This window comes from Actinotalea lenta (assembly GCF_030586465.1).
Lineage (GTDB): Bacteria > Actinomycetota > Actinomycetes > Actinomycetales > Cellulomonadaceae > Actinotalea > Actinotalea lenta.
Window position 1 is genome coordinate 2,319,932 of record NZ_JAUQYP010000001.1, and the last position, 26,635, is coordinate 2,346,566.

Here is a 26,635-nt window from a genome sequence, read left to right on the forward strand (position 1 = left end):
TCAGTCGGAGCTGCCGTCCTCGGTGCGCTGGCGGGCGCGCTCGGATCGCCAGTCCCGCCACAGCTGCCACGCGCCATAGAGGGCCACGCCGGCTCCCAGCACCGCGACGGCGTAGTTGCCCCACACGGCTGTGCTCGTGACGATCGGCTGCCACTGGTACGCCACGACGGCGACCCCGATCACGGTCATGACGCCTGCGGACCACCACCAGCGTGTGGTCAGCGGGGCGGGACGCGTGTCGGGGGACTCCGGCTCGGGCTTGCTCACGTCCTGCATGGTACGGGGTGCTGCGCGGGGTCCGTACCGCGAAATGACATAATGCACATTATCGGCATACATCGTGCGACGGTCGATAGGCTGCGCTGGAGTCCTGTGCAGCCGTCAAGGAGGTCCCATGTCAGACGCCGACATCGTCGCCCGCCTCGAGGTCGAGCTCGCCCGCCTCGTCCTCGAGCACTTCGACCACAACGACGCGTGGGCGCTCGGGTGCGCCCTCGTCGAGCTCGCCCAGGAGCGATCTCACCCGGTCGCGATCGACATCCACCTCGGCCGCCAGCAGGTCTTCCACGCGGCGCTACCCGGGTCGAGCGCCGAGAACGACCTGTGGATCGCACGCAAGCGTGCCGTGGTCGAGCTCACGGGTGAACCCTCGTACCTCGTCGGTCGACGCCACGCGGCCGCCGGGACCGACTTCCATGAGCTCACCGGGCTGCCGGTGCGCGACTACGCCACGCACGGCGGCGCGGTGCCGATCCTGGTGCGCTCCGTCGGTCCGGTGGGAGTCGCGGCCGTGTCCGGGCTCGCTCAGGCCGACGACCACGCCCTCGTCGTCGAGGCGATCGAACAGATGTTCGAGGTGGGAGAGTGACTCTGGGGTGCTGACACGGCCGCCGTGCCACGGGTACCGTCGCGATCGGGCGGAACCGGACATCTCGGGCAACGACGCCCGCCCCGGCTCCTCCCGGCATCCGCGACCAAGGAGGACCCCATGAGAAGGATGCTGATCGCACTCGTCGTCGCCGCCGTCGCACTCCTGGGACTCGCCGGGCCTGCGTCGGCCGCCGGGAACGGCGTGGACTCGACGCTCAACCACGTCGAGTACTGGGAGCAGGGCGGCCTGTACACCTGCACGAAGATGGAGTACTCGGACGGCATGACCAGCGTGTTCGTCCCGCGCGGCGACGGCTTCCTCGTCGTCAAGGCCGGCCGCGACGTCCACCAGGAGTGGATGGGCGCCTACTACTACCGCTGGTGGACCTCGCCCAAGGACGTCAGCTTCATCATCACCTGCTACCACAACTCCTGACGCACCTGAGACCGAGGCCCCCGGTTGTCCGCCGGGGGCCTCGGCCGCGCTCGGCCGTCGGGCCGCGCGCGACGGGCCGCGCGCGACCGGGACTGCCTGTGCGGGCGGCCCGGGAGTCTCGTGCAGAAACGGTGATGGCCCGGCTGTCCGGTTGCGGGGCCTCGTCCTGCGGAGGACGGTGGGTTCGTCGGCTCGGGCCTTCACGGAACCCGCACACCGGGGTGGAACACGGTCCGACGACGGGACGTTCTACCACCAGAACGCGCGGACGGACCGCACCTGGTCCACCGTCACCCGCCCACCCGGAACGGAGGTGTCGCGATGGCCGACCGATCACTGCGCGGCATGCGCATCGGTGCCAACAGCCTGGAGAGCGACACGGGCGTCGAGCTCGCGCCGCGCCTCGAGGCTCACTACGACTGCCCGAACGGCCACACGATCGTGCTGCCCTTCTCAGCCGAGGCCGACGTCCCGGCGGTGTGGGAGTGCCGCTGCGGTGCCGAAGCCCTGCTTCGCGATGCCGAGCGTCCCGAGGCCAAGGCCGGCAAGCCGCCGCGCACCCACTGGGACATGCTGCTGGAGCGGCGCACGGTCGGAGAGCTCGAGGAGCTCCTGAGCGAGCGACTGGAGCTGCTGCGCGCCGGGAAGCTGCGTCGTTCGGCCTGATCCCGCCGGACGGCCAGGACGCCCTCGCACGTGACGTGCGGGGGCGTCCTGGCGTGTGCGCGGGTCCTCGCGTCTCAGCGGGCGGCCTGGCGACGCGTCGCGGGACGGCGGTCCTCGGCCGGGTCTCGTCGCCGCCGCCAGGCTCCGGCCATGCCGACGACGACGATCGCGACGCCGAGGCCGCGCAGCGCCCACGAGATCTCGTCCCCGAACCGCGCCGCGGGGGTCAGCGAGGTGCGCAACGGGAGCGCCGCCACCATGTGCGCGGCCGTGAACAGGCCCGTCCGGTCCGTCATCGCCCCGTTCGGGGCGATGATCGCGCTGACACCGACCGTGGAGATCTGAACCGTCGCGCGCCCCAGCTCCATCGCGCGCAGCCGGGACATCGCGAGCTGCTGGGTTGACTCGTCGGTGTGCCCGAAGGTCGCGTTGTTGGTCTGAACGACGAGCAGCTCTCCCCCGGCGGTGACCGCCGACCGGACGATGTCGTCGTAGGCGACCTCGAAGCAGATCACGTCAGCGATGCCGACGGTGCGCCCCAGGCGAGGTACGTCCACGGGGATCAGACCCACCCCGTGCCCGGGGAGCATGTCCGTCCTGACGCGGTCGACAGCCGACGAGAAGCGGCGGGCGACCTCCCGCATGGGGATGTACTCCGCGAACGGCACGGGGTGCTGCTTGGCGTAGATCGCGACCGGACCGACGCCGTGCTCCCAGAGCATCCCGAGGTTGTACCGGCCCCCGGTGTCCGGGTACGACTGGGTACCCAGGAGGAGCGGCACGTCGAGCGCTCCGGTCACCTTCTCCACGATCGCCTGGGTCTGAGGGTCGGTGCGCGGATCGAAGTCGGCGCTGTTCTCGGGCCAGAGCAGCAGGTCCAGCTCGCCCGGTGCCACCGTCCCGAGGAGCGCGATGCTGCCGGCCTCATGGTTGCGCACCACCTCGCGCGCCTGGTCCAGGGAGTCCAGCCCTCGGTCCGGCACGTCGCCCTGCACGGCGGCGACCTTGAGCCGACCGTCCTGCGCCGCGCTGTCCAGCGGGACGGCGAGGCCCATGACGAGGACGGCGCCGGCGAGCAGGACCGCACCGCTGGCCAGACCGATGTCGAGGCGGCGGACCCGGCGCACCGCCACCGCGAGGAGCGCGGCGACGAGCACGACCGCGACGGAGACGAGGGGTGCTCCCCCGGCCCACGCGAGACGGCCGATCGGAGAGTCGGCCTGCGAGAACGCCAGGCGACCCCACGGGAAACCGCCGAACGGCATCACCGACCGGGCTTCTTCCATGGCCGTCCACACGACCGCGACTGCCGGCACCTGCCAGCGGTCCGCCGTCCGGATGACGCGGCCCCGTCTCGCCCACGTCCAGGCCGCGCCGAAGAGCCCCACGAACCCCGCCTCGGCCACGCAGAGCGCGACCCAGGGCACCGAACCCACAGCGCCGACGATCCACGACAGCTGCGGGAGGAAGAACGCCAGGCCCCACCCGGCGCCCACGACCAGGTTCCACCGGGCGGAGTCCCGGTCGAGGGCGAGGAGGAGCAGGGCGACACCCACGAAGGCCAGTGGCCACCAGGCGGTTCCCGGGAAGGACGCGTCGGTGAGGAGGCCGCCGACGACGGCGAGCAGCACGGTCGTCCGACGGCGTGGGGGGTGCACCCGGACAGCGTACGTGAGCCGCCCGGCCGACCGGCCCGTGCGCCCTTCGTACCGGACGAATGTCCGTTGTCTACTGGACGCACGGGCCAAGCCGGAACCCGTGGTGTCACGCGTCCGCACACCTGCGACGCGGATGCCGGGACACCGAGAAACTACTCGCTCCACCCGCCCAGTCAAGCGTCCGTCTGTGCAGGTCAGGATCGTCTCCGCAGGTCACTGGCGGTCGGATTCGCCCCGATCGGATCAACTGTCGTCCGGGCGGGCGGCGTGTCGCCTACGGCGTGTCGCGGTCAGTCCAGCGCGTCGTGGATCACGGTGCCCGCCCGCAACGTCCGCAGGCACACCGGCGCGGGGAGGTCCGGACCGAGCGCCGGCAGCAACGGCGTCCCGGCACGCGGGTCCGTGCTCCACGCCGCCAGCCGCCCCTCCGGCGCCTGGACGACGAGCTCCTCCGCGCGCCACAACGCGAGATGGGCGGGTGCACCGATCCGGATCTCCCCCACGCCCTGCCCGTCGAGGCCGGCGAGTCGCCACCCGCCACGGGTGTGGGCCCGGAAGGCGGCCCGGGCCGAGATCCGCTGATCGGCCTCGCGGTGCAGCACCGCGGCGCGGATGGCCGCCCACGGGTCGAAGCCGAGCGCTCCGGAGCCGACCCCGAGCGGAACCCCGGCGGCGGCCAGGTCTGCCAGGGGAAGGACTCCGGCGGCCCGCACGGTGCCCAGGCGGGCCGTGGCGAGCGTGAGCCGCCGTTCTGCCTCCGCCGGCTGCACGACGGCTCGCAGGCCCAGGAGCACCAGGCTGGCGAGGGCCGCGGCGTCCACGAGCTCGACGCCGTCCAGCCGGTGTCCGGCCGTGTTCAGCGCCGCGATGCCCTCGACATCGCTCGCCGCCCGGATGCCAACGAGCGCCTCGGCCATGGCGCGGTCACCGTGGACCCGAAGGGCCGCCTGGACGCCGGCTCGGGTCGCCGCCCCGACGTGGTTGGCAACCTGCTCGGCGCTGAGCAGGAGCCGGCCGCGGGACTCGGGGTCGTCGGCGTACGGTGCACCCAGGGCGGCTCCCCAGGCTGCGAAGGTGCCGTCCACGGCCACGTCGCCCCCGACGCCGGTCAGCCCGGGGATGTCGGCGGCGACCTCCTTGACGTCGTCGGCCGTCTCGCACAGCTCGGCCCGGTACCCGATCGCCAGCGGGACCGTGGGATCTGCGGCGGACCACGCGAGCAGGTCCGCCAGCACCGCGCGCGCCTCGAGGGCCGGGAGGCTGTGCTCGTGCACGGCGACGATGCCGGCCGCCGCCGCGGCTGCCAGTCCGCGCCGCACGGCATCGGGAGTGCTTCCCGCGACGGTGTCGAGCAGCGATCCGACCGCGAGGCCCACGAGAGGCTCGGCGGCGTCGTCGCTGCGCAGGTCGGCACTGCCCTGCGCGCGTCCCAGGTCGGCGTCGAGCAGCACGACGCTGCGGCCTGCGCCGGCCCGCGTCAGCTCGGCCGGTGTGGGAGACGACTGGTGCGGCGAGGGCGACCAGCCCACCCCCACGACGAGGGGCTCGGCCGACCGCGCCACCGCGTCGAGGACCGCGTCACGGTCGAGCCCGGTCAGGTCCACGGGGTTCGTGGCGAGCCCTGCGAGCCCGACGTGGGCGTGGGCGTCGACGAAGGCCGGTGCGACGAGCGCACCGTCGAGGTCCACGACCTCGTCCACCTGGTCCACGAGGCGGTCCGCGGCATCATCCGGCCCGAGCCACGCGATTTGCCCGTCGGCCACCAGCACGGCTTCGGCGAACGGGTCGGCGCTGGAGTGCACGACTCCGTGCCGGTACAGCGTGGCGGGGTGCTGGGGGTTCATGATCGCAACGTAGCGCAGGGGGCGGCACGCGGCGCACCGGCTCATGCTCCGCTGTACGCCACCACACCGCGCCGGACCTGCTCGACGGCGCGACGCGCGGTGGATCGCGTGGCCTGCGAGCCTGCGGCCTGCGCCACCTGGTCGAGCAGGTCGACGACCTGCTTGGCCCACCGGACGAAGTCGCCGGCCGCCAGGTCGGTGTCGGTCAGGACGGTGCCGAGGCTCTTGCCCGCGGCCCAGCGGTACATCGCGGCGACCAGACCGAGGTCGAGGGGGCGGGTCGCCGAGAGCCGGTGCTGCTCCTCGAGGTCCGTCAGGCGCGACCACCACCGCACCGTCTCGTCGACCGCACGCGCGAGCCGCGGGCCGCCGGGCAGGGCGGGTGGTTCCCCGACGTCGTCGCGGCGGGCCTCGAAGACGACGGCCGCCACCACGGCGGCCAGCTGTGCGGCATCCAGGCCGTCCCAGGCCCCGTGCCGCAGGCACTGCGCGACCAGGAGGTCGTTCTCGGCGTAAAGCCGGCGCAGGGTCTGCCCAGGCTCGGTCACGCGGAGCTCCCCCTCCCCCGTCCCGGGAGCGAGGTACCCCGCACTGCCGAGCACGTCGCAGACGGTGTCGAACACGCGTGCGATCGAGCTGGTACGACCCTCGATGCGGCGCACGAGCGCGGCGTGCTCCTGCTCGAGGCGGTGGTGGCGCTCCGCCCACCGCGCGTGGTCCTCGCGCTCGGAGCAGCCATGGCACGGATGACTGCGCAGCCGGCGGCGCAGCTCGGCGATCGTCGCGTCGTCCTGGGCGGCCGACCGGTCGGGAGCCGTGGGGGCACGTTCCACCCGCCGCTTCGGATCGGCGAGGGCGCTGCGCAGCGAGGCCGCCAGGTCGTTGCGGGCTCGAGGGTTGCGCGGCGCGAAGTGCGCCGGCACGCGCATCCGGGCGACGGTCCGGACGCCTGCGCCGAGATCAGCGGCTCGCAGGGTGCGGACCTTCCCCTCCTGGGTGAGCACGGTGGGCTCCGGCCCGTCGAAACCGTCCGTGCCGGGGTCCAGCACCACGGCGTGGCCGGCGCGACGGCCCGCGGGGATCTCCAGCACGTCGCCGCGGCGCACGCCGGCGAGCTCGGCGCGAGCGCTCGCCCTGCGCCGGCGGGAGGACTCGCGGTTCAGGTCGCGCTCGCGTGCCGACAGGGCGCGGCGCAGCTCGGCGTACTCGGCGAAGTCACCGAGGTGGCACGTCATCGCCTCGGCATAGCCGGCCAGGGCCTCGGCGTGCGTACGGGCCTGGCGGGCCAGCCCGACCACCGCCCGGTCCGCCTGGAACTGCGCGAAGCTCTGCTCGAGCACCTCACGGGCCCGCGCCCGGCCCACCTGGGCCACGAGGTTGACCGCCATGTTGTACGTCGGCCGGAAGCTGGACCGCAGCGGGTAGGTGCGGCGCGACGCGAGGCCGGCCAGGGCCACCGGGTCGAGGTGGCCGTGCTCGACCACCACCGCGTGGCCCTCGACGTCGATCCCGCGTCGCCCGGCGCGCCCGGTGAGCTGCGTGTACTCCCCCGGCGTCAGGTCGACGTGTGCGGAGCCGTCCCACTTGGTCAGGGTGTCCAGGACGACGCTCCTGGCGGGCATGTTGATGCCCAGCGCCAGTGTCTCGGTCGCGAACACGATCTTGACCAGGCCGCGCGAGAAGAGCTCCTCGACGGTCTCCTTGAACACGGGGAGCAGGCCGGCGTGGTGGGCCGCGACACCTCGTTCGAGGGCCTGGCTCCACTCCCAGAACCCGAGCACGCCGAGGTCCGACCGTGGGATGGCGGACGCACGCTCGGCGACCAGGGCCCGGATCGCCTCCTGCTCGGCGGGTGTCGTCAGGCGCATCCCGCTGCGCACACAGTGCGCCACGGCGGCGTCGCACCCGGCGCGCGAGAACACGAAGAAGATCGCCGGCAGCAGGGCCGCACGGTCCAGCACCTCGACCACGGCAGACCGCGGCAACCGCCGCGGGCGGGGCCGGTCCTGCGGGGCGCCGCCCCGGCCGGCCCGCCCCCCCGATCGGCCCCCGTGTCGGGCGCGCCCGCCGTGCTCACGCCAGGGCTGCGGCCCGGCGCGCGAGCTGCGCCGCAGCGCCACCACCAGGTCGGGGTTGATCGGCGGGTCGACACCCGGGTCGGTCGGGTCCACGTGCCCCGCGTAGAGGTCGAACAGACCGTCGGCGCCGAGCACGTGCTGCCACAGCGGAACCGGGCGGATCTCGCTGACCACCACGGTGGTGTCGCCCCGAACCTCGGTCAGCCAGTCCCCGAGCTCCTCGGCGTTGGAGACGGTCGCCGAGAGCGACACGATCTGCACCCGAGCCGGCAGGTGCAGGATCACTTCTTCCCACACCGGGCCGCGGAACCGGTCGGCGAGGTAGTGCACCTCGTCCATCACGACGTACTCGAGGTCGTCCAGCGTGCGCGAACCTGCGTAGAGCATGTTGCGCAGCACCTCGGTGGTCATGACCACGACGGGCGCTTCACCGTTGACGGTGGTGTCGCCGGTCAGGAGCCCGACCCGGTCGGCGCCGTGCTCGGCGACGAGATCGTGGAACTTCTGGTTGCTCAGCGCCTTGATCGGGGTGGTGTAGAACGCCTTGACGCCCTGGCGCAGAGCCAGGTGCACCGCGAACTCCCCCACCACGGTCTTGCCAGCGCCGGTCGGGGCCGCGACCAGGACACCGTTGCCGGCCTCGAGGGCACGGCACGCATCGGTCTGGAAGTCGTCGAGCTCGAACGGCAGGCCCCGAGCGAACCGGGCCAGCTCGGTCCGTTCCGCCGCCGCCCTCGCGCGGGCGGCGGCGTACCGCTCGGCTGGGGACGACATGGCACCAGCCTAGGCACCGTGCAGGTCGGCGCTCGACGGGGCCGCTCGTCACCGTCCCTCAGGCGAGCAGGCGAACCGCCGACGGTACGACCTCAGCGAGCAGCGGGAGGGGCCCGACCCGCTCACCGTCTGCGTAGGCCACGGGCGGGAGCGGACCCGCGTGGCTCGGCTCCAGCAGGACGCTGCGGGCCCGGACCACGGTGCACGCCGGGTGCCGGACGTGCGTGCCGGGGAACACTCGGGGGAACAGGCCGATGAGCCCTGTGCGGCTCAGGGGCCCGGCGATCACGACGTCCAGCAGGCCGTCGTCCCAGGTGGCATCGGGAGCGATCCGCATCCCTCCGCCGAAGGATGACGTGTTGGCGACGGACACGAGCGTGCTGCGCTGCTCCCAGACCTCGCCGTCCAGCGTGACGCGGTAGCCGTAGGGCCGGAACCGCACGAGCTCGTCCAGGACGGCCCGGACATACCGTGCGGTCCCGCGTGGCCGCACGTAGGTGTTGGCTCGCGCGTTGACCGCCGCGTCGAACCCCGCGGACAGGACGGCGAGGAACCATCGGGTTGCTTCGTACCCCGGCGGACCGGTCCGCACCGCGTCGACCTGTCGACCCCCGTGCTCGAGACCGCGCTCGAGGGCGGCCACCGATGCGCTGACGTCGTGCAACGGAAGGTCACCGGCCCGGGCGATGTCGTTCCCGCTGCCGGCGGCCACCACCCCGAGCGGCAGGTCCGTGCCCGCGACGACGTTCACGCCGAGGTGGACCATGCCGTCGCCGCCGACCACCACCAGCGCGTCGAGCCCGTCCACCACGGCCTGACGAGCGCGCCCCAGGGCCGCCTCCGGCGTCGCTCCCGTGAGGTCCCGGACCTCGTGCCCCCGACGTTCCAGGGCCTCGACCAGCTGGTGGCCGCGGCGCGCGCCGCGGCCGTGACCTGCCGTGGGGTTGACCACGACACCCAGCCGGGCTCCGCTCACCGCAGCCCCTCGGCGGCCAGCCGTGCGTCCCGGCGGTGGTCGGCGAGCATGCCTACTCCGATCGCTGCGAAGTACAGCACCACGATCGGCACCATGAGGATGAACATGGACAGCGCGTCGCTCGTGGGTGTCGCGACGGCGGCGAACACCGCGGAGCCCATCACCGCCCACCGCCATCCCGCCAACCACGTCGCGGCTCGCACGAGTCCTGCGAGCGTGAGGCCGACCATCACCACGGGGAGCAGGAACGCCAGCCCGAACGCCAGCACCATCTGCATGACGAACGTCAGGTAGGTCTGGGCGTCGATGATGTTCCCGGCTCCCGGCGGGGTGAAGCCGGTCAGGATCGCGACAGCCTTGGGCAGCATGAGCCAGGCGATCGCCGCGCCCGCCAGGAACAAGGGGACGGCGGCCGCGACGAAGCCCAGTGTGTAGCGCTTCTCACGGTGGGTCAGGCCTGGTGCGATGAAGGCCCAGAGCTGGTAGATCCACCAGGGGCTCGACAGGATCACGCCGGCGAACAACGAGACCTTGATCTGGATGTCCAGCGAGGCGGCAACGCCCGCGAAGTTGACCAGCGCGGTGGTGCCGCGCCGGTCCGCGAGGTCCAGGATCGGCTTCTGCAGGGCTTCGAACAGCGGCGTGTAGACCAGCCAGCCGACGACCGCGCCGATGACCACTCCGACCGTGGCCAGCAGGATACGGCGCCGGAGCTCGCGCAGGTGGTCGAGCAGCGGCATGTGGCGCTCGGGGTCGCGCCGGGGTCGGTGCGGCCGGCTGCGCCCGAGGTCAGGAGCGCGGCCGGTCACCGTCGTCGTCGGGATGACGGATCACGGTCGCGTCGTCCGTCCCGCGGGCGCCGGTGGAGCTGCGAGAGACGGTCGACCCGTCCTGCCCGCGGGTCGCGCTGTCCTCGGCCGAGCCGTCCTGCGCCCCGTCGCCCCGGAGCTCGTCGCGCATGATGCGCGCTGACTTGCCCAGGCTGCGCGCGAGGGCGGGTAGCCGCGAGGCGCCGAACAGCAGCAGGACGATGAGGGCAAGAACGAGCCACTCCTGCCCGCGAAGACCGCCCATGTTCGTCCTCCTTCGACCGCGTCGTGCCATGGTATCTCCGCCGCGCCACCCCGGCGCGCCGCGGTCCGGCCGGTCCGCGGCGGCTGCTCAGCGGGAGAAGCTCAGCCAGCGCCGGAACGTCGCCTCGCGCCGCGCGTCCCGCCTGGCGCGCCTGTCCTCGTGCCGCGCCCGCGCGGCGTCCCAGAGCCGGTGGGCGCGAGCGGGATCCTCGATCGTCACGGGCTCCACGGGGTGGGCCGCCTCGGCGGCCGCAGCGAGCTGCTCCGCGCGTTCCTGGAGGCGCTCCAACGCCTCGGTCGCCCGGTGGACCTCCGCCAGCAGCGCCTTGCCGGACCGGATCAGGTGGCGTACCAGGAAGTAGCCGCCGACGAGCGTCGCGACGACGAGCACCACCCAGAGCCACACCATCGCACCAGGCTAGCGGGCCGTGTCACGCGTCGTCGCGGACGAGGCCGAGCGAGCGGTAGACCGCCAGCGCCCGCGCGGCGGCGCGACCGGCGTCCCGTGCGACCTCGTCGGGCTGCACGTCGCGCACGAACGGTGCGAGGCGCAGGACGAGGGCACGCAACCAGGCCGAGGTGGCCACCCGCAGGTCCATCGTGAAGCCATCCGGGTCGTCCACGACGCGCTCGGTGGGCAGCTGCTCCGCAGCCCATCGCGCACGCCCCTCAAGGCTCAGCCGAACCCGAGGATGCTGCGAGGCGGGGCGGTACGTCGTGGCGACCGGCGCCGGTGTCGTGGTCACCGCCTCGTCCTGCACCCCTGCCGCGAGGATCCGGTCGAGGCGGAAGAGCCGCTCTCCTCCCGACGTGTGGCACCACGCCGAGAGGTAGGAACGCTCGTCGCCGGTGACCACCTGCCAGGGATCCACCTCGCGCTCGGTGGTGCGGTCGGCGGCGTCGACGTAGCGCAGGTGCAGCCGCCGACCGTCCCGGAGCGCGGCCCGGACGGTGGCGAGCACCTCGGGGTCCGCCTCCAGGCTCAGGCGTACGTCCACGGTCGCCGCGGCCTCCCCGGTCGCGGCGGTCAGCGCCTCGAGCGTCGATGCGAGGAGCCGGCGTTCCGCGGGCTCCAGCGCCTCCCCCACCGACGCGTCCAGCGCGCGCAGCGCGGCGACCAGCGCGACCGCCTCGCGCGTGCCCAGCCGCAGTGCGCGAGCCATACCTCGGGACTGGGTGAGACGCAGCACCCCGGAGTCCAGCGAGTCCGCGTCGAAGTCGATCAGGTCGTCCGGGAAGTACCCGGGGGTGCCGGACATCCACAGCGTGTCCACGTCCTTGAGCACCTGGACCGGGCTCACGCCGAACTGCTCGGCCACCTGCTCGACGGGCGCCCCGGGATGCCTGTCGAGGTAGGCCACCAGGCCCAGGAGGCGGACCAGGCGTTCGGGGGTGCGCTCAGCCATCGGTCGTCACTCCCAGGCGCCGAGCCATCGCGACGGCCTCGCGCAGCCGGCGCACGACGGACTCCCGCAGCTCGGGTGGGTCGAGCACCACCACGGCGTCCGTGTACGCCGCGATCTCGTCGGCGAGGTCGCTGGCGCGCGTGTACGGGACCGCCAGGACGTCCCAGCCCTCGGGCGCCGTGGGCGGCGATTCGGTGCTCGGGCGCGCGCGCGCCCTGAGCGCGCCCGCACGCTCGGGCGCCACGCCGAGCCATGCCGTGCGTGCCTCAGCCTCCTGGGCGGAGTCGAGCAGAGCGCGCGCGTCGGCGTCGGGGGGCACAGCGAACGCGTTCTTGTCCCCGACGCTCGTGACCGAGCCGACGATGCGACTCAACCGGAACACCCGTGGCGCGCCGCGTCCCCGGTCCAGCCCGACCAGGTACCAGCCACCCCGGGACGCGAGCAGGCGCCACGGCTCGACCGTCCTGTCCCGCACCTCGCCCGTGCTCGCCGCCCGGTAGGTGAAGCGCACCGCCTGACGCGCCGCCGCGGCGTCGAGCAGCGGCCCGAGGGCCGGTCCCGCGGGGTGCACGCGCGGTGCGAGCCCGAGCAGCTGCTCGCCCTCCGGCGGTCGCGCCCCCACGACGCGAAGCTTGGTCAGGGCGCGTGACGCGTCCACCTGAAGGACCTGGTCGGACCAGAACTCGGCGGCCAGCGCGAGGATCCCCAGCTGCGCGGCGGAGAGCTGCATCGGCGGGAGCTCGTAGGCGTCGGGATCCACCCGGTAGCCCTGCTCGTCGGCGTGGGCCGCACCCGTGACCGTCACCACAGGGACCCCGAGCTCGCGCAGGGTCTCCTTGTCACGCTCGAACATGCGTTCGAAGGCTTCGGTGCTCGGCGCGCGGTCATAGCCGGCAACGGACGTGCGGATCTGCTCCTTGGTCATCTTGCCGGTGGTGTTCACCAGCGCGATGACGAGGTTGAGCAGCCGCTCCGCGGCAGGCAGGGACTCGGACATCACGCCCAACGCTAGCGCCGGTAGCGTTCAGGAGTGATCTCGTGGCGTGCAGGAGCGGTGGTTCAGGTGGGCAGGCGCTGGTCCGGCGCGCTCGAGCTGCGGGTCGCCCTCGAGCGACCGGTCGGCGACGGCGACGAGGTCCGCGCCCTGGCCTACCCCGCGCTGGTGGGAGAACCCTTGGTCGGAGATCGCGTGCTGCTGAACGTCGCGGCACAGGCCAGGGGCCTGGGGACGGGCGGGTACGCGCTCGTGGTCGCTGTGCCGGACCGCCTGCCCCCCGATCCGCCGCCCGGTCCCGGGCACCTGGTCAAGGCACGGTACACACCGCTGCAGGCGATGGTCCTGGGCGTGGACGAGCAGGAGTCCGAGCACCACGGCCAGCTCGCCGGCGCCGACGACCTCGCGGACCTGCCGGTCGTGGTCGCGGACCTGCACTCGGCGCTGCCCGCCGTCGTCGCCGGCGCGCGGTGGGCGGCCGCCACGGCCGGTCGCCGGCCGCCGCGGGTCGCCTACGTCATGACGGACGGCGGTGCGCTGCCCGCCTGGTTCTCCCGCACCGCTGCCGCGCTCCGGGGCGCCGGGTGGCTCGAGGCGACCGTGACCGTGGGCCAGGCCTTCGGCGGGGACCTCGAGGCCGTCACGGTGCACTCCGGGCTGCTCGCCGCGCACCGCGTCGTCCGGGCCGACCTCGTCGTGGTCGCCCAGGGCCCGGGCAACCTCGGTACCGGGACGCGCTGGGGATTCTCAGGTGTCGGCGCCGGCGAGGCGATCAACGCCGTGGCGGTCCTGGGCGGACGCCCGGTCGCGAGCCTGCGGGTCTCGGGCGCCGATCCCCGTGATCGCCACCGCGGCGTCTCGCACCACTCCTTGACGGCCTACGGCCGGGTCGCGCTGGCCCCCGCCGACCTCGTCGTCCCGGTCGCGGAGGCCGACGACCCCGAGCGGGAGGCCCGCGGTGCGCTCCTGCGACGTGTCGCGGAGCAGGCGGACGACCTGTGCCCACCGCACCGCCGGGTCGACGTGGCCACGGGTGCGCAGCTGCGGGAGGTCCTCGCCGAGTGTCCCGTCGAGCTGTCCACCATGGGGCGCCGGCTGCCGGAGGATCCCGAGGCGTTCCTCGCCGCGGCCGCCGCCGGCGTGCACGCGGAGTCCCTGCGGACCACCGCCTGAACCCCGCACGCGCCCACCTCCCGGAGAACGCCGAGGCCCGCCTGCTGGGGTGCGGTGGGGGTGCAGGAGGGTCAGTCGTCCACGTCGGTGACGGAGTGCAGGGCCACCAGGGTCGCCAGGCGACCGGCCTCGACGGTCGCGCGTGCGCCGTCCGAGGCCTGGACGCCCATCACGGCGAGGGTGCCACCGTCCGCCAGGTCCAGCTGGACCCATGGCCTGCCCTGGCCGAACCGGACCGACACCACCTCGGCCCAGGCGACCCGGCGCGTGAGAAGGAGGTTGCGGACCGTCAGGCCGGTCTTGTCCGGGACGGCCCGCACACTCGCCTGTCGCCCCAGGAAGGCCACCACGAGCAGGCTGAACACGACGATGCCCACGCGGTCACCCGTCGGCACGCGTCCGGGGGCTACGGCGGGCAGTGCGAGCGCCAGAGCGATCCCCGCCACGAGAACAGCCGCAGCCACCGACCACGCGACCCACCGCGCGAACCGGGGTCGGAAGACGCGGTACAGGTCGGCCACGGTCACCTCACAGGCGGCAGGCGTGGATCGGGGTCACCAGGATGGCGCGCGCGCCCAGGTCGTACAACGCGTCCATGACCTGGTTCGTCTGGTGCTGCGGCACCATCGCGCGCACGGCCGACCACTGCGAGTTGTGCAACGGGGAGACGGTCGCGGACTCGAGGCCCGGCGTCAGCTCGACGGCGCGCTCGACGAGCGTGTTCGGGACGTCGTAGTCCAGCAGCACATACCGCTGGGCAACCAGCACCCCCTGCAGGCGGCGCGTGAGGACCTCGACGGCGGCCTCCACCTCGCCGCGCCCCGCCGGTCGGATGAGCACCGCCTCGGACCGAAGGATCGGCTCACCGAAGATCTCGAGGCCCGCCGCCCGGAGCGTGGAGCCCGTCTCCACCACGTCCGCCACCACGTCGGCGACGCCGAGCTGGACCGCGGACTCCACCGCACCGTCCAGGCGCACGACCGTGGCCTGGACGCCGTGCTCGGTGAGGTAGGAACGCACCAGGCCGGGATAGGACGTGGCGACCCGTCGGCCGGCGATCCCGGCGACGTCCGACACCGTGTCGCGCCGCGCCGCGAACCGGAAGGTCGAGCCGCCGAAACCGAGCGACATGTGCTCGACGGCCTCGGCGCCTGAGTCGAGCAGCAGGTCACGACCGGTGATCCCGGCGTCGATGGTCCCCGAACCGACGTACTCGGCGATGTCCCGTGGACGCAGGTAGAAGAACTCCACGTCGTTGTCAGGGTCCACGAGCACCAGCTCGCGGGAGTCCCGACGCTGGTGGTAGCCGGACTCCCGGAGCATCGCGGCGGCGGGCTCTGACAGCGAGCCCTTGTTCGGAAGTGCTATGCGGAGCATGGTTCCTCGTCCGTCGGGTGGCCGGGTGGGCCACGGTCGGTCACAGGTGGGCGTACACGTCCTGGAGGGACAGCCCCCGAGCCAGCATCATCACCTGGAGGTGGTACAGCAGCTGGGAGATCTCCTCCGCCGCACGCTCGTCGGACTCGTGCTCGGCGGCCATCCAGACCTCGGCGGCCTCCTCGACGATCTTCTTGCCGATGGCATGCACACCCGCGTCCAGCTCGGCCACGGTGCCCGACCCGGCCGGCCGGGTCCGTGACTTCTCGGACAGCTCCGCGAACAGGGCGTCGAAGGTCTTCACGCGTCCGAGCCTAGAACGCGGTGCGCGACCCCCGGTCCCGGTGTCCAGATGGCGCAGGGGTGGGCGCTCATCCCACCACGGCTTCGTCCTCGACCCGATCCCCTCGACCACGTTCCGTGCGGGTGGCGCGCACCCACACGAGGAAGCCGTAGATGACGAAGCCGGAGTAGAACGCGTAGAGCACGGCGGTCGGGACCCGCTGGGCGTTCCAGAGCAGCGGCACGCCGACCAGGTCCACCGCGATCCACGCGAGCCAGAACTCGTTCCACCCGCGCGCCATCGCGTACGTCGCGAGCATGGAGCCCATGAAGATCCACGCGTCGCACCAGTAGTACCAGCGCGGCGCGGGCCAACCCGCGCCGATCGTGAAGAACACCCACTGGACCGCTGCGACGCCGACGAGCCAGACGACGACGAGACCCACCCGCTCTCGCATGGTCGCCCAGCGTGGGGTGATCGCCGGGGCCGACGCGTCACCGCCGCTGCCGCGCCTCACCTGCCGCCACCGCCACCAGCCGTACGCGCTGGTGAGGATGAAGAAGATCTGCCGTCCGGACTGCCCGAACAGCGGTGTGCGGTCCCCCGCGTCGAACGTCGCGCTGATGTAGACGAAGAAGAGGAGCACGTTGCCGATGATCCCGATCGGCCACGCCCACACGCGCCGGCGCATCCCCAGGATCGCCGAGGCGAGCCCGAACACCACCCCGATGAGCTCGAGCCACTGCAGCTGGTAGCCGGCCACCGGGATGCTCGCGTCGTACAGCCACCGCAGGACGTCGGTCACCGGGCGTCCCTCCCCGGCACCGGCGCGACCGCGGCAAGCTCGAGCGCGGTCGCGACCGCGGCCTGCGCCGCCTCGGCGCCCTTGTCCTCCCGTGAGCCGGGCAGACCCGCCCGGTCCAGGGCCTGCTGCTCGTCGTCACAGGTCAGCACCCCGAACCCGACCGGGACGCCCGTCTGCACGGCGACATCGGTCAGGCCCGCCGTCGCGGCCTGGCAGACGTAGTCGAAGTGCGGGGTGCCCCCGCGGATGACCACCCCGAGCGCGACCACGGCGTCGACTCCGGTGCGCGCGAGGCGAGCCGCGGCCACCGGAAGCTCGAACGACCCGGGTACCCGCACGACGCTGTCGTCGGTCACCGGGACGCCTGCCGCCCGCAGTGCGCGCAGCGCCCCCGCCAGCAGGCCGTCCATGACCTCCTGGTGCCAGCGCGCCGCCACGACGACGACGCGCAGCCCGCTGCCGTCCAGCTGCAGGGCTCCGGGTGCTCCCGATCCGCTCACATCTCCTCCATAGGGTTCTCGTCGCCGAGCAGGTGACCCATCAGCAGTCGCTTGCTCTCCAGGTACGCGGCGTTCTCCGCGGTGCGTCCGACCTCGTGCCGCACGACGCTCACCTCGATGCCGTGCGCGCGCAGCCCCTCGATCTTCGCCGGGTTGTTGGTCAGCAGCTGCACGCTGTGCAGGCCGAGGTCGGTGAGGATCGCCGCGGCGGCCCCGTACTCACGGCGGTCGGCCGGCAGGCCGAGGTCCAGGTTGGCCTGCACGGTGTCACGGCCGGCATCCTGCAGGCCGTAGGCGTCGATCTTGGCGCGCAGCCCGATGCCACGGCCCTCATGCCCCCGCAGGTAGACGACCGCGCCGCCCTCGGCCGCGACCCGCGCCATCGCGGCCTGCAGCTGCGCGCCGCAGTCGCAGCGCCGCGAGCCGAAGGCATCCCCGGTCAGGCACTCGGAGTGCACCCGGACCAGGTTCGCGGAACCCGCCCCGCCGCGCGGCACGAGCGCCACGTGCTCGGCACCGGTGCGCAGGTCCCGGTACCCGTGCATGACGAAGGTGCCGTGCGCCGTGGGCAGCACCGCGCTGCCGGTGCGATGCACGCGTCGCGCGGCGGTCGGTGGGGCGACGTCGACCTGGTCGTCGTGCGCCAGCCGCCACGACGCGAGCTCGGTGATGGTCAGGAGCACGAGGCCGACCTCGCGTGCCAGCGCCTCGGCGTCGGCCAGGCGCAGCATCGTGCCGTCGTCGTGCACGAGCTCCGCGATGCCGGCGACGGGCTCGAGCCCGGCCAGGCGGCACAGGTCCACGGCGGCCTCGGTGTGCCCGCCGCGGTGCAGCACCCCGCCGGGCACCGCACGCAGCGGGAGGACGTGGCCCGGCCGGATCACGTCGTCCGGCCCGCACGCCGGGTCGGCGAGCACCTGCAGGGTGCGCGCGCGGTCCGCGGCCGAGATCCCGGTGCTGACGCCATGGGCGGCGTCCACCGTGACGGTGTAGGCCGTCCGCCGGGGATCCTGGCTCTGGGGCACCATCAGGGGCAGGTTCAGCGCGTCCGCCCGCGTCGCGGGCATCGGCGCGCACAGGTAGCCCGAGGAGTGCCGCACGACCCACGCGACCCAGTCGGCGTCCGCGGTCTCGGCGGCCAGCACCACGTCGACCTCGTTCTCGCGGTCGGCGGAGTCGGCGACCAGCACCGGGCGGCCGGCGCGCAGCTCGTCCAGCGCCTGCTCGACGGTGCCGAGCACCGTCGTCGGCCCGGCGGCGCTCACCGGGAACCCACCCCGGGGACCGCGCCGGCAGCGACCAGACGCTCGACGTACTTCGCGATCACATCCACCTCGAGGTTGACGGGGCCTCCGGGTGCCAGCAGGCCCAGGGTCGTCCTGGCGAGCGTCGTGGGGATCAGCGAGACCCCGAACGCCCCCTCCTGGACGCCCGTCACGGTGAGCGACACGCCGCTGACCGCGATCGACCCCTTCTCCGCCAGGTAGCGGCCGAGCGGGGCCGGGTACCCAACGAGGAGGTCGTCCCAGCGCTCGCCGGGCGTGCGCGACAGCAGTGTGCCGACGCCGTCCACGTGGCCCTGCACGAGGTGCCCGTCCAACCGCCCGTCCGCCCGCACCGCGCGCTCGAGGTTGACCCGCGCCCCCGGGGCGAGCCGGCCGAGCGCGGTGCGGTCCAGGGTCTCCGGCATGACGTCCACCGAGAAGGCGTCGGCGCCCACCTCGACGACCGTCAGGCACACGCCGTCCACGGCGATCGAGTCCCCGGCCCTGGTGCCCGCGAGCACCGCAGGACCGTGGACCACCAGCCGGGCGTCGGCGCCACGGTGCTCGAGCTCGAGCACCGTGCCGAGCTCCTCGACGATCCCTGTGAACATCACTCCTCCTGGTTCCGAGCGACCACCAGGACGTCGCCGCCCACGATGGTCGCCTCCGTCACGGTGAGCCGCAGCGCACCGTCGATCGATGTGATGGCGAGGTCGCCGACCGCGGCCGGACCCGCGCCGAGGTACGCGGCTGCGAGGTAGGCGTGCACCTCGTCGACGAGCCCCGCGCGCAGGAAGGCCGCCGCGACGGTCGGTCCACCCTCGACGAGCACGTGCCGGACCTCGTGCTCCGCCAGGCTGGTGAGTACCGCCGACGGGTCGTGGTCACGCACCTCCACCAGCGGGCCGCCCAGGCCCCGCAGACGTGCGCCTGCGGGGACGGTCCGGCGCCCGACCACGACCCGCAACGGCTGGTGGGCGCTGAGGCCGCCGTTCTCGTCGCGGGCCGTCAGGGCAGGGTCGTCGCGGAGCGCCGTGCCGGTCCCCACGACGATCGCGTCCACCTGCGCCCTGAGCCGGTGCGCGTGCCGGCGCGCCGCGGGCGACGTGATCCACCGGCTCGAGCCGTCCGCTGCCGCGACGCGCCCGTCCAGCGTCGTGGCGTGCTTGAGGGTCACCCAGGGCCGCCCGCGCCGCACCGCGGTGAGCCACGGGTGCACGATCGTGTCCGCCTGCTCGGCCAGCAGCCCGCCGACGACCTCGAGGCCGGCCGAGCGGAGCACCCCAGCACCTCCTCCGGCGGTCGGTGAAGGATCGTCCAGCGCGTACACCACGCGCGCCACCCCGGCGGCGATCAGCGCGTGGGTGCACGGTCCCGTACGGCCCGTGTGCCGGCAGGGCTCAAGGGTGACGACCATGGTCGCCCCCCGGGGGTCGTGGCCCGCCGAGCGCGCGTCCGCCAGCGCCGCGGGCTCGGCGTGCGGAGTGCCGGCCCCCGCATGCCACCCCTCGCCGATCCGCCGACCGGCCGGGTCCAGCAGTACGGCGCCGACCTGCGGGTTGGGCCCGTGAGCGGGCCCTCGCGCCGCGAGCTCGAGCGCGCGCCACATCGCCTCACGTTCGTCAGCGTCCCGCCGTGGCACCGCTCCACCCTCCCGGTCATCGGCTCCGGGAGTGGCGACAGGCGCCACGCCGCCGTTCAGCTCCCCGCGAGCGGGTCCGCGAACGACGTCACGTGCTTCCTCCCATCCGGACTTTCACCGTCGGTCCTGGAGTTCCACCAGGTCAACCGTCCCGCCCGGGTTGTGAGCCCAGGTGAGCCGGGTCGCGGACTGTCACCGCCGGTTCGGACTTTCACCGACCCCGGAGCACGTGTGTTCGCCGCCAGTCTGCCACAGGCGCGCGGGTGGTCCGACGGGACCGAGGACCCGAGCGCCCGGGTCGCCGCGGCGCTGACACGGACCTCCGTGCGGTCCCGACCCCCGCCGCGACGCCTCAGTGCCGGTGCTGCTGCGCGAGACGGCGCAGCTCGGCGATCCGCGCCGAGGCGTCCTGCGCCCCGTACACCGCCGAGCCCGCGACCATGACGTCCGCCCCCGCCTCGGCGGCCCGCGCGACGGTCTGGGTCGAGACCCCCCCGTCCACCTGCACCCACACCGCGAGCTCCCGCTCCTCGATCACCCGGCGCGCGCGGGCGATCTTCGGAAGCATGGAGTCAAGGAACGACTGGCCGCCGAACCCGGGCTCGACCGTCATGACCAGGAGCATGTCGAACTCTCCCAGCAGGTCGAGGAACGGCTCTACCGGCGTCGCCGGCCGCAGTGCGAGACCGGCCCGGACCCCGGCACCGCGCAGCTCGCGCGCCAGCCGGACAGGAGCCTGCGCGGCCTCCGCGTGGAAGGTCACGGAACCGGCCCCCGCCTCGGCGTACTGCGGTGCCCAGCGATCCGCGTCCTCGATCATGAGGTGCACGTCGAGGGGCACCGGGCTCACCTGGGCGAGCCGCTGCACGATCGGGAGGCCGAGGGTGAGGTTCGGCACGAAGTGCTGGTCCATCACGTCCACGTGCGCCCAGTCCGCGTCGCGGATGCGCTCCAGCTCCGCGGCGAGGTTCGCGAAGTCGGCGGACAGGATGCTCGGGTTGATCTGGACCGTCATGGGCCCCAGTCTGCCGGGTCCAGCCGGTTTCAGTGGCGGCGCACCAGTGTCAGGTGCATCGCGTCCGTCCCGTGCACGTGTGGCCACAGCTGGGCGTGCGGCCCGGGACCGAGCGGGATGGCCGGGGCGACCGCCCGGATCGCGTCGACCGCGTCGAGGATCTCGACGTCCGGGTGCTCCGCCAGCACGTCGGAGACCACCACCCGGGTCTCGGCGACGTGCGGGGAGCACGTGACGTACGCCACGACCCCTCCGGGCGCTGTCGCGTCGAGCGCAGAGCTGAGCAGCGCTCGCTGCAGGTCGCCCAGCGCGGGAACGTCAGCGGGGCGCCGGCGCCACCGGGACTCGGGCCGGCGGCGCAACGCGCCTAGCCCGGTGCAGGGCGCGTCCACGAGCACGCGGCTGTAGCGTCCGGGTTCCTCCCGGCCCACCTGCCGACCGTCCGCGACCCGCACCTCGACGTCACCGAGGGCTCGCACGGACTGCCGGACCAGGGCCGCGCGGTGCGGCTGCACCTCGGTGGCCACGACCGAGACGCCGCGTTCGGCGGCCAGCGCGCCGAGCAGGCCCGTCTTGCCTCCCGGGCCCGCGCACAGGTCCAGCCACGGGCCGGAGTCGTCGTCGACCGGCACCGACGCCAGCGCGAGAGCCACGAGCTGGCTGCCCTCGTCCTGGACCGCGACGGTCCCGTCTGCCAGGCCGGGGACCGAGGCCGGGTCGCCGCCGGCGAGCCGGACCGCCGTAGGCGTCCAGCGACCGGGCTGGGCGTCCGGGAGCGCGGCCAGGAGGGCCTCCCGGTCGACCAGGCCTGGCCGTGCGACGAGCGTGACCTGCGCCGGCACGTTGTCCGCCTCGAGAACCGCTACCAGCTCGTCGGCGGGCCGCCCGTCGGCGACGAGGGCCTGGCGCAGGGCGCGGACCACCCATGCGGGATGCGACGTGGCCGTGGACAGCCGCGCGATCTCGTCGCCTGTCGCGACGCGATCGAGCCACTCCTGCAGGCTGCTCGCGGCAACGCGTCGCAGCACCGCATTGACGAGCTGGGCGGGCCCGGCACCGACCCGGGACCGCGCCAGGGCCACGGTCTGGGACACCGCCGCGTGCGCCGGGATACGCATCCCGAGCAGCTGGTGCGCACCGAGCCGAAGCACATCCAGCAGCGGCGGGTCGAGCTCCTCGACCGGCCGGTCAGCGGCGACGGCCAGGATCGCGTCGTAGCGGCCCTGGAGCCGCAACGTGCCGTACGCGAGCTCGGTCGCCAACGCAGCGTCGCGGCCCACGATGCGGCGGGTGCGCAGCAGCGGGGGCAGCACGAGGTTTGCGTACGCGTCCGACTCGGCGACCTCCCGCAGCACGTCGAACGCCGCCTCCCGGGCGGGGTCGGCGCCCCGGCGGCGCTCGGCGGGCCGCTGGGCGGTACGGGACGTCCGGCGCTGCGCGCGAGCCGCACCGCGCTGGCGGCCCCCGGCGTCGCGGCGGTCGTGGCCACCGGTGCCTCGTTCCTGCGTCACCGCTCCCCCAAGGTGGCCTCGGAGGTCAGCCGGGCGCCGCGCGCCCAGTCCGCCGCGGGCATCATGCGCCGGCCCGAAGGTGCGACGTCGCCGAGCTCGACGGGGCTGCTCGCGGTGCCGACCAGGACCTGCGACGCGGTCGCCCGTACCACGCCGGGCGCCAACGGCTCGGCGTCGGGGCGCGGCACCACCGGCCCCAGCTTCAGCCGGCGTCCCGCGGGGTCCGTCGTCCACGCCCCGGGTGCCGGGGTGCAGGCCCGGACGCGGCGGTCCACGGCGATGGCGGGGTGGCCCCAGCGGACGCGCGCGTCGTCCGTGGTCAGCCGGGGGGCCGACGAGACGCCGTCGGCCGGTTGCGGGACGGCGACGAGCTCCCCGGACGCCAACCCGTCCACGGTTGCCGCCAGCAGGTCGGAGCCGGCGTCCGCGAGGCGCGCGAGCAGGTCGCCCGCGGTGTCGCGTGGCCGGATCGTCTCGGTCAAGGTCCCGTAGACGGGTCCGGTGTCCAGCCCCTCCTCGAGGCGGAAGGTGCAGGCCCCGGTGATCTCGTCGCCGTGCAGGAGCGCATGCTGGACGGGAGCGGCGCCGCGCCAGGCGGGCAGCAGCGAGAAGTGCAGGTTGACCCACCCGTGCCGGGGCAGGTCGAGCAGGCCCACGGGGACGAGGCCACCGTAGGCGACCACCGCGGCGAGGTCGGGGGCCAGCTCGGCGATGCTCGCCGCTGCGTCCGGGTCGCGCAGGGAGCGGGGTACCAGGACGGGCACCCCGGCCTCCGCCGCAGCGACGCGCACGGGGCTCGGCGCCATCCGCCTGCCCCGTCCCGCGGGCGCATCGGGCCTGGTCAGCACTCCGACGACGTCGTGGTCGGAGGCGAGCAGCCGGGTCAGCGCGGGCAGGGCCACCTCGGGCGTCCCGGCGAAGATCACACGCATCCGTCGATCCTAGGTGACCGGCCCGGCACGCTCACCCGGCGCGCTCAGCCGACGTCGGTCGGTTCGACGCGGACCCGCACGATCCCCTCCCGCGCGGCGCTGCGGGTCGCGAGCACCGCACCGAGATCCGCTACGAGCGCGGCCGCCTGCGGCCACGGGGTCTGCAGCAACGCCCGCACGGGACGGGACCGTTCGGGATCGAGCACGCCGTCCGGCGCAGGCCCGGTGGGGATGGGACCGCGGACCGTGGTCCGGACGTGCAACCCGTCCGCGACCGCCTGCACCGCTGCGCGTTCCCCCTCGAGCACCACCAGGTGAGCCGCCGGCGGGAGCTGGACGGCGGCGCGCTCGGCGAGCACCCGCTCCGCGAGTCCCGCGGGGTCCCAGCGGACGAATGCCCCGGCCAGCGGGGCGGGCACGTCACCGATGAGGACCGCGACGCCGCCCTCGGAGCTGGGGCGCACCAGTGCGGCGGCTGCGAGCCAGTGCCGCAGCGCCGCCTGGTCCGCGTCCAGCCCGGGCCGGGAGGCGGTGACCTGCGCGTCCAGCAGGACCGCCGCGGCGTACCCGCTCTCGGCGATGGGCTCGGCACCCGTGGTGGCGACCACGAGCGAACGCCCGGCAGGCACGGAGCGCAGCACGCCGTGCTCAGCGCTCGAGCGCCGCAGGGCTACGCCGGGGAACGCCCGCCCGAGCTCCTCGGCAGTGCGTGCAGCACCCACCGCGATCGAGCGCAGCCCGGTGTGGCCGCACTCGCCGCAGCGCCACGCGCTGGCCAGCCCGCCGCACCATCCGCACGCCGGCAACGCGTGAGAGCCGGCCAGGCGCAGCGGACCCCCGCAGGTCGCGCAGCGTGCCACGGTGCGGCACCGCGCGCAGGCCACGGCCGGGAGATATCCGGCACGTGGGACCTGCACCAGGACCGGCCCGTGCTCGAGCCCGTCGCGGATGGTGCGCCACGCCGCCGAGGGAAGCCGGGCAGCCGCCGCCGGCCCCTCTCGGGCGAGCTCGGCCCGGTCGAGGTGCACGGGGCGGGGTGTCGAGCGACGCAGCTCGGTGCGGTCGGCGACCAGTGGACGCGCGCGGTCCAGCTCGACCCAGCGCTGCGCCGCGACGGAGCGCGAGTACCCACCCACCAGGAGCGCTGTCCCCTCGCCGGCGCGCATCGCGAGCACCTCGCGAGCGTGGGGGTACGGGGCTCGCGGCTCCTCGTGCAGCGGGTCTGCGTCGTCCCAGCAGACCGCGAGGCCCAGCCGGGCGACGGGGGCGAACGCCGCGGCCCTCGTGCCGACCACCACGTCGGCGGCACCCCGCACCGCCGCGAGGAACGCCCGGTACCGGGCGGCCGGCCCCTCGTCGGCGACCAGCCGCACCCAACCCCCGGCCGAGCCGGGCCGCCACGGGGCGACCCCGTGCCGCTCGAGGGCGTCGACGGCCAGGTCCACCTCTGCACCGGAGGGCACCACCACGAGGGCGCCGCGGCCGCCCGCGCGGGCCGCTCCGACTGCCTGGGCGACCTGGTCGGCCCACGGCTCCACCGTCCAGGGCAGCGCCTGCCAGACCGCCCATGGTGCCTCGCCGGCCGCGACCCGGCGCAGGAATGCCGGACCTCCCGGTGTCCGCTGCCAGGCGGAGTCCTGCACGTCCGGCCGGGGAGGCACCGAGCCGTCGGGCCACTCCTCCCGTTCGACCGCCGCGTGGCGTGGTGGTACCGCGAGGCGCAGGACGTCCGCGACCGTCCCCGCCCACCGGCGGGCCACGGCCGTCACCAGGTCGAGGGTCTCGGTCGGGAGCACGACCTCCGCGGAGACCAGGCGGCGCAGCGGTGTCAGGCGACCGGCGTGCTCGCTCTCGGCCACCCGGTCCACGACCCAGCCGTCGACGTCCTGCCCTGCGAACCGGACCTTGACCCGCACGCCGGCGCGCACCCGGTCGGCGAGCTCCGCCGGGACGAGGTAGTCGAAGGGCCGGTCCAGGTGCGGTTGAGGACGGTCTACCAAGACACGGGCGACCGGGAGCTCGTCGGCGACCTGAACCCCCGCGGCACGCCTGCGTCGGGTGCGCGGCATCCCAGGCAGAGCCGGCTGCTCGAGATCCACGCGACCATCCCACCATGCGCCGCCGCCACTCGGCGGCCGTGCAGGTCAGGCCCTGCCGAGCGCCTCGTGCAGGTCGAGCACCCGGTCGGTGCGCTCCCACGTGAAGTCGGCCAGCTCCCGGCCGAAGTGCCCGTAGGCCGCCGTGCGGGAGTAGATCGGCCGCAACAGGTCCAGGTCGCGCACGATCGCCCCGGGGCGCAGGTCGAAGACCTCCCGGATCGCCGCCGTCAGGCGGTCCACGGGCACCGTCTCGGTGCCGAACGTCTCCACGTAGAGCCCCACTGGGTGCGACGAGCCGATCGCGTACGCGACCTGCACCTCGCACCGCCGCGCCAGCTGCGCGGCGACGACGTTCTTGGCGACCCAGCGCATCGCGTAGGAGGCCGATCGATCCACCTTGGACGGGTCCTTCCCGGAGAACGCCCCGCCGCCGTGCCGGGCCATGCCACCGTAGGTGTCCACGATGATCTTGCGACCGGTCAGGCCGGCGTCGCCCTGTGGACCACCGATCACGAAGTGCCCGGTCGGGTTGACCAGGAGTCGGTGGCCGACGGTGTCGAGCTCGAGGTCGTCCAGGACGGGCGCCACGACGTGCTCGGCGATCTCCGGGGCCAGCCGCGAGTCCAGCGGGACGCCCGGGTCGTGCTGCGTCGAGACCACGACCGTGTCCAGCCGCACCGCGCGTTCGCCGTCGTACCCGATCGTGACCTGCGTCTTGCCGTCCGGGCGCAGGTAGTCCAGGGTCCCCTCCTTGCGCACGGTGGCCAGCCGTTCCGCGAGCCGGTGGGCAACCCAGATGGGCAGCGGCATCAGGGACGGGGTGTCGTCGCACGCGTAGCCGAACATCAGACCCTGGTCGCCGGCCCCTTGGGCCTCGATCGGATCGTCGACGCCCGTGCCGTCGTTGCGGATCTCCCAGGCCTTGTCGACGCCGGCGGCGATGTCGGCGGACTGCTGGCCGATCGAGACCGACACCCCGCACGAGTGCGCGTCGAAGCCGATCTCCGAGGAGGTGTAACCGATCCTGCTCAGGGTCTCGCGCACGACCTGCGGGATCTCGACGTACGCCTCGGTGGTCACCTCGCCGGCCACGTGCACGAGACCCGTGGTGACCATCGTCTCCACGGCGACCCGCGCACCAGGGTCCTGCGCGATCATCGCGTCGAGGATGCCGTCGGAGATCTGGTCGCAGACCTTGTCGGGGTGGCCCTCCGTGACCGACTCGGAGGTGAACAGGCGCAGATCGGAGCTCATCGGC

Annotated in this window: 27 protein-coding genes and 1 riboswitch; of the genes, 4 read left to right on the top strand and 23 right to left on the bottom strand. The window is 74.1% G+C overall.

Features of this window, described 5'->3' with window-relative positions:
* Entirely contained in the window at positions 1-267 is a 267-nt protein-coding gene (locus tag Q6348_RS11095) for a hypothetical protein (RefSeq protein WP_304601351.1), read from the bottom strand.
* Positions 268-394: 127 nt separating this feature from the next.
* On the opposite strand from Q6348_RS11095, the gene Q6348_RS11100 reads away from it, so the two are divergent.
* The 3 genes from Q6348_RS11100 to Q6348_RS11110 all read left to right on the top strand — a co-directional run bounded on the left by Q6348_RS11100 (position 395) and on the right by Q6348_RS11110 (position 1,972).
* Positions 395-868, top strand: coding sequence for a heme-degrading domain-containing protein (locus tag Q6348_RS11100; RefSeq protein ID WP_304601352.1), 474 nt, complete (start codon positions 395-397; stop codon positions 866-868).
* A gap of 120 nt (positions 869-988) precedes the next feature.
* Entirely contained in the window at positions 989-1,306 is a 318-nt protein-coding gene (locus tag Q6348_RS11105) for a hypothetical protein (protein WP_304601353.1), read from the top strand.
* A gap of 321 nt (positions 1,307-1,627) precedes the next feature.
* Positions 1,628-1,972, top strand: coding sequence for an RNA polymerase-binding protein RbpA (locus tag Q6348_RS11110; protein ID WP_304601354.1), 345 nt, complete (start codon positions 1,628-1,630; stop codon positions 1,970-1,972).
* Between the two features lie 74 nt (positions 1,973-2,046).
* Here Q6348_RS11110 and lnt read toward each other — a convergent pair whose 3' ends face one another.
* The 9 genes from lnt to Q6348_RS11155 all read right to left on the bottom strand — a co-directional run bounded on the left by lnt (position 2,047) and on the right by Q6348_RS11155 (position 12,778).
* A complete protein-coding gene (lnt, locus tag Q6348_RS11115; protein WP_304601355.1) occupies positions 2,047-3,630 on the bottom strand; it encodes an apolipoprotein N-acyltransferase in 1,584 nt (527 codons plus the stop codon).
* A 290-nt stretch (positions 3,631-3,920) separates the two neighbouring features.
* Complete coding sequence (locus tag Q6348_RS11120; protein ID WP_304601356.1) at positions 3,921-5,474, bottom strand: amidohydrolase family protein; 1,554 nt, start codon at positions 5,472-5,474, stop codon at positions 3,921-3,923.
* A gap of 41 nt (positions 5,475-5,515) precedes the next feature.
* Entirely contained in the window at positions 5,516-8,326 is a 2,811-nt protein-coding gene (locus Q6348_RS11125; protein WP_304601357.1) for a DEAD/DEAH box helicase, read from the bottom strand.
* A 58-nt stretch (positions 8,327-8,384) separates the two neighbouring features.
* Complete coding sequence (locus tag Q6348_RS11130) at positions 8,385-9,302, bottom strand: diacylglycerol/lipid kinase family protein (protein ID WP_304601358.1); 918 nt, start codon at positions 9,300-9,302, stop codon at positions 8,385-8,387.
* Positions 9,299-10,042, bottom strand: coding sequence for a twin-arginine translocase subunit TatC (gene tatC, locus Q6348_RS11135; protein WP_304601359.1), 744 nt, complete (start codon positions 10,040-10,042; stop codon positions 9,299-9,301). The genes Q6348_RS11130 and tatC overlap by 4 nt, the downstream gene beginning before the upstream one ends.
* 49 nt (positions 10,043-10,091) lie before the next feature.
* A complete protein-coding gene (locus tag Q6348_RS11140) occupies positions 10,092-10,376 on the bottom strand; it encodes a twin-arginine translocase TatA/TatE family subunit (RefSeq protein ID WP_304601360.1) in 285 nt (94 codons plus the stop codon).
* Positions 10,377-10,463: 87 nt separating this feature from the next.
* Positions 10,464-10,784, bottom strand: coding sequence for a hypothetical protein (locus Q6348_RS11145; protein ID WP_304601361.1), 321 nt, complete (start codon positions 10,782-10,784; stop codon positions 10,464-10,466).
* A 22-nt stretch (positions 10,785-10,806) separates the two neighbouring features.
* Positions 10,807-11,781, bottom strand: a complete 975-nt coding sequence (locus tag Q6348_RS11150; protein WP_304601362.1) for a helix-turn-helix transcriptional regulator — start codon at positions 11,779-11,781, stop codon at positions 10,807-10,809.
* Positions 11,774-12,778: a helix-turn-helix transcriptional regulator gene (locus Q6348_RS11155; RefSeq protein ID WP_304601363.1), complete on the bottom strand. Its 1,005-nt coding sequence runs from the start codon at positions 12,776-12,778 to the stop codon at positions 11,774-11,776. Before Q6348_RS11155 ends, Q6348_RS11150 begins: the two co-directional genes overlap by 8 nt.
* A gap of 33 nt (positions 12,779-12,811) precedes the next feature.
* On the opposite strand from Q6348_RS11155, the gene Q6348_RS11160 reads away from it, so the two are divergent.
* Positions 12,812-13,948 carry a DUF3866 family protein gene (locus tag Q6348_RS11160; RefSeq protein WP_304601364.1) on the top strand — a complete coding sequence of 379 codons (1,137 nt, stop codon included), beginning with the start codon at positions 12,812-12,814 and terminating at the stop codon, positions 13,946-13,948.
* Between the two features lie 71 nt (positions 13,949-14,019).
* Here the strand turns inward: Q6348_RS11160 and Q6348_RS11165 are convergent, their stop codons facing one another.
* From Q6348_RS11165 to metK, 13 genes are all read right to left on the bottom strand, one after another.
* The gene (locus Q6348_RS11165; RefSeq protein WP_304601365.1) at positions 14,020-14,469 is read right to left on the bottom strand and encodes a PH domain-containing protein; all 450 of its coding nucleotides are present in this window, start codon (positions 14,467-14,469) and stop codon (positions 14,020-14,022) included.
* Positions 14,470-14,476: 7 nt separating this feature from the next.
* Positions 14,477-15,325: an ATP phosphoribosyltransferase gene (gene hisG / locus Q6348_RS11170; protein WP_304601366.1), complete on the bottom strand. Its 849-nt coding sequence runs from the start codon at positions 15,323-15,325 to the stop codon at positions 14,477-14,479.
* Between the two features lie 40 nt (positions 15,326-15,365).
* Complete coding sequence (locus tag Q6348_RS11175; RefSeq protein WP_304601367.1) at positions 15,366-15,629, bottom strand: phosphoribosyl-ATP diphosphatase; 264 nt, start codon at positions 15,627-15,629, stop codon at positions 15,366-15,368.
* Between the two features lie 67 nt (positions 15,630-15,696).
* Positions 15,697-16,413 (bottom strand): nicotinamide riboside transporter PnuC, encoded by a 717-nt coding sequence (gene pnuC / locus Q6348_RS11180; protein WP_304601368.1) that lies wholly within the window; start codon positions 16,411-16,413, stop codon positions 15,697-15,699.
* Positions 16,410-16,913: a 6,7-dimethyl-8-ribityllumazine synthase gene (gene ribH / locus Q6348_RS11185; RefSeq protein WP_304601369.1), complete on the bottom strand. Its 504-nt coding sequence runs from the start codon at positions 16,911-16,913 to the stop codon at positions 16,410-16,412. Before ribH ends, pnuC begins: the two co-directional genes overlap by 4 nt.
* A complete protein-coding gene (ribB, locus tag Q6348_RS11190; RefSeq protein ID WP_304601370.1) occupies positions 16,910-18,178 on the bottom strand; it encodes a 3,4-dihydroxy-2-butanone-4-phosphate synthase in 1,269 nt (422 codons plus the stop codon). Before ribB ends, ribH begins: the two co-directional genes overlap by 4 nt.
* Positions 18,175-18,789 carry a riboflavin synthase gene (locus Q6348_RS11195; RefSeq protein ID WP_304601371.1) on the bottom strand — a complete coding sequence of 205 codons (615 nt, stop codon included), beginning with the start codon at positions 18,787-18,789 and terminating at the stop codon, positions 18,175-18,177. Before Q6348_RS11195 ends, ribB begins: the two co-directional genes overlap by 4 nt.
* Positions 18,789-19,820, bottom strand: coding sequence for a bifunctional diaminohydroxyphosphoribosylaminopyrimidine deaminase/5-amino-6-(5-phosphoribosylamino)uracil reductase RibD (ribD, locus tag Q6348_RS11200; protein ID WP_434062052.1), 1,032 nt, complete (start codon positions 19,818-19,820; stop codon positions 18,789-18,791). Before ribD ends, Q6348_RS11195 begins: the two co-directional genes overlap by 1 nt.
* A gap of 88 nt (positions 19,821-19,908) precedes the next feature.
* A riboswitch (FMN riboswitch) is annotated at positions 19,909-20,053 on the bottom strand.
* Positions 20,054-20,172: 119 nt separating this feature from the next.
* Positions 20,173-20,835, bottom strand: a complete 663-nt coding sequence (rpe, locus tag Q6348_RS11205; protein WP_304601372.1) for a ribulose-phosphate 3-epimerase — start codon at positions 20,833-20,835, stop codon at positions 20,173-20,175.
* A 29-nt stretch (positions 20,836-20,864) separates the two neighbouring features.
* A complete protein-coding gene (locus Q6348_RS11210; RefSeq protein WP_304601373.1) occupies positions 20,865-22,346 on the bottom strand; it encodes an RsmB/NOP family class I SAM-dependent RNA methyltransferase in 1,482 nt (493 codons plus the stop codon).
* Complete coding sequence (fmt, locus tag Q6348_RS11215) at positions 22,343-23,278, bottom strand: methionyl-tRNA formyltransferase (RefSeq protein WP_304601374.1); 936 nt, start codon at positions 23,276-23,278, stop codon at positions 22,343-22,345. Before fmt ends, Q6348_RS11210 begins: the two co-directional genes overlap by 4 nt.
* 44 nt (positions 23,279-23,322) lie before the next feature.
* Positions 23,323-25,377, bottom strand: coding sequence for a primosomal protein N' family DNA-binding protein (locus Q6348_RS11220; protein WP_304601375.1), 2,055 nt, complete (start codon positions 25,375-25,377; stop codon positions 23,323-23,325).
* A gap of 45 nt (positions 25,378-25,422) precedes the next feature.
* The gene (metK, locus tag Q6348_RS11225; protein WP_304601376.1) at positions 25,423-26,631 is read right to left on the bottom strand and encodes a methionine adenosyltransferase; all 1,209 of its coding nucleotides are present in this window, start codon (positions 26,629-26,631) and stop codon (positions 25,423-25,425) included.
* Positions 26,632-26,635 lie beyond the last annotated feature (4 nt).

Excerpts from the sequence above, each read along its gene's own strand:
- Q6348_RS11145 (WP_304601361.1), bottom strand. The coding sequence starts at position 10,784 with ATGGTGTGGCTCTGGGTGGTGCTCGTCGTCGCGACGCTCGTCGGCGGC.
- rpe (WP_304601372.1), bottom strand. The coding sequence starts at position 20,835 with ATGACGGTCCAGATCAACCCGAGCATCCTGTCCGCCGACTTCGCGAAC.
- Q6348_RS11120 (WP_304601356.1), bottom strand. The coding sequence starts at position 5,474 with ATGAACCCCCAGCACCCCGCCACGCTGTACCGGCACGGAGTCGTGCAC.
- Q6348_RS11140 (WP_304601360.1), bottom strand. The coding sequence starts at position 10,376 with ATGGGCGGTCTTCGCGGGCAGGAGTGGCTCGTTCTTGCCCTCATCGTC.
- fmt (WP_304601374.1), bottom strand. The coding sequence starts at position 23,278 with ATGCGTGTGATCTTCGCCGGGACGCCCGAGGTGGCCCTGCCCGCGCTG.
- Q6348_RS11105 (WP_304601353.1), top strand. The coding sequence starts at position 989 with ATGAGAAGGATGCTGATCGCACTCGTCGTCGCCGCCGTCGCACTCCTG.
- Q6348_RS11155 (WP_304601363.1), bottom strand. The coding sequence starts at position 12,778 with ATGTCCGAGTCCCTGCCTGCCGCGGAGCGGCTGCTCAACCTCGTCATC.
- metK (WP_304601376.1), bottom strand. The coding sequence starts at position 26,631 with ATGAGCTCCGATCTGCGCCTGTTCACCTCCGAGTCGGTCACGGAGGGC.
- Q6348_RS11150 (WP_304601362.1), bottom strand. The coding sequence starts at position 11,781 with ATGGCTGAGCGCACCCCCGAACGCCTGGTCCGCCTCCTGGGCCTGGTG.
- Q6348_RS11125 (WP_304601357.1), bottom strand. The coding sequence starts at position 8,326 with ATGTCGTCCCCAGCCGAGCGGTACGCCGCCGCCCGCGCGAGGGCGGCG.
- Q6348_RS11195 (WP_304601371.1), bottom strand. The coding sequence starts at position 18,789 with ATGTTCACAGGGATCGTCGAGGAGCTCGGCACGGTGCTCGAGCTCGAG.
- hisG (WP_304601366.1), bottom strand. The coding sequence starts at position 15,325 with ATGCTCCGCATAGCACTTCCGAACAAGGGCTCGCTGTCAGAGCCCGCC.
- Q6348_RS11100 (WP_304601352.1), top strand. The coding sequence starts at position 395 with ATGTCAGACGCCGACATCGTCGCCCGCCTCGAGGTCGAGCTCGCCCGC.
- Q6348_RS11110 (WP_304601354.1), top strand. The coding sequence starts at position 1,628 with ATGGCCGACCGATCACTGCGCGGCATGCGCATCGGTGCCAACAGCCTG.
- tatC (WP_304601359.1), bottom strand. The coding sequence starts at position 10,042 with ATGCCGCTGCTCGACCACCTGCGCGAGCTCCGGCGCCGTATCCTGCTG.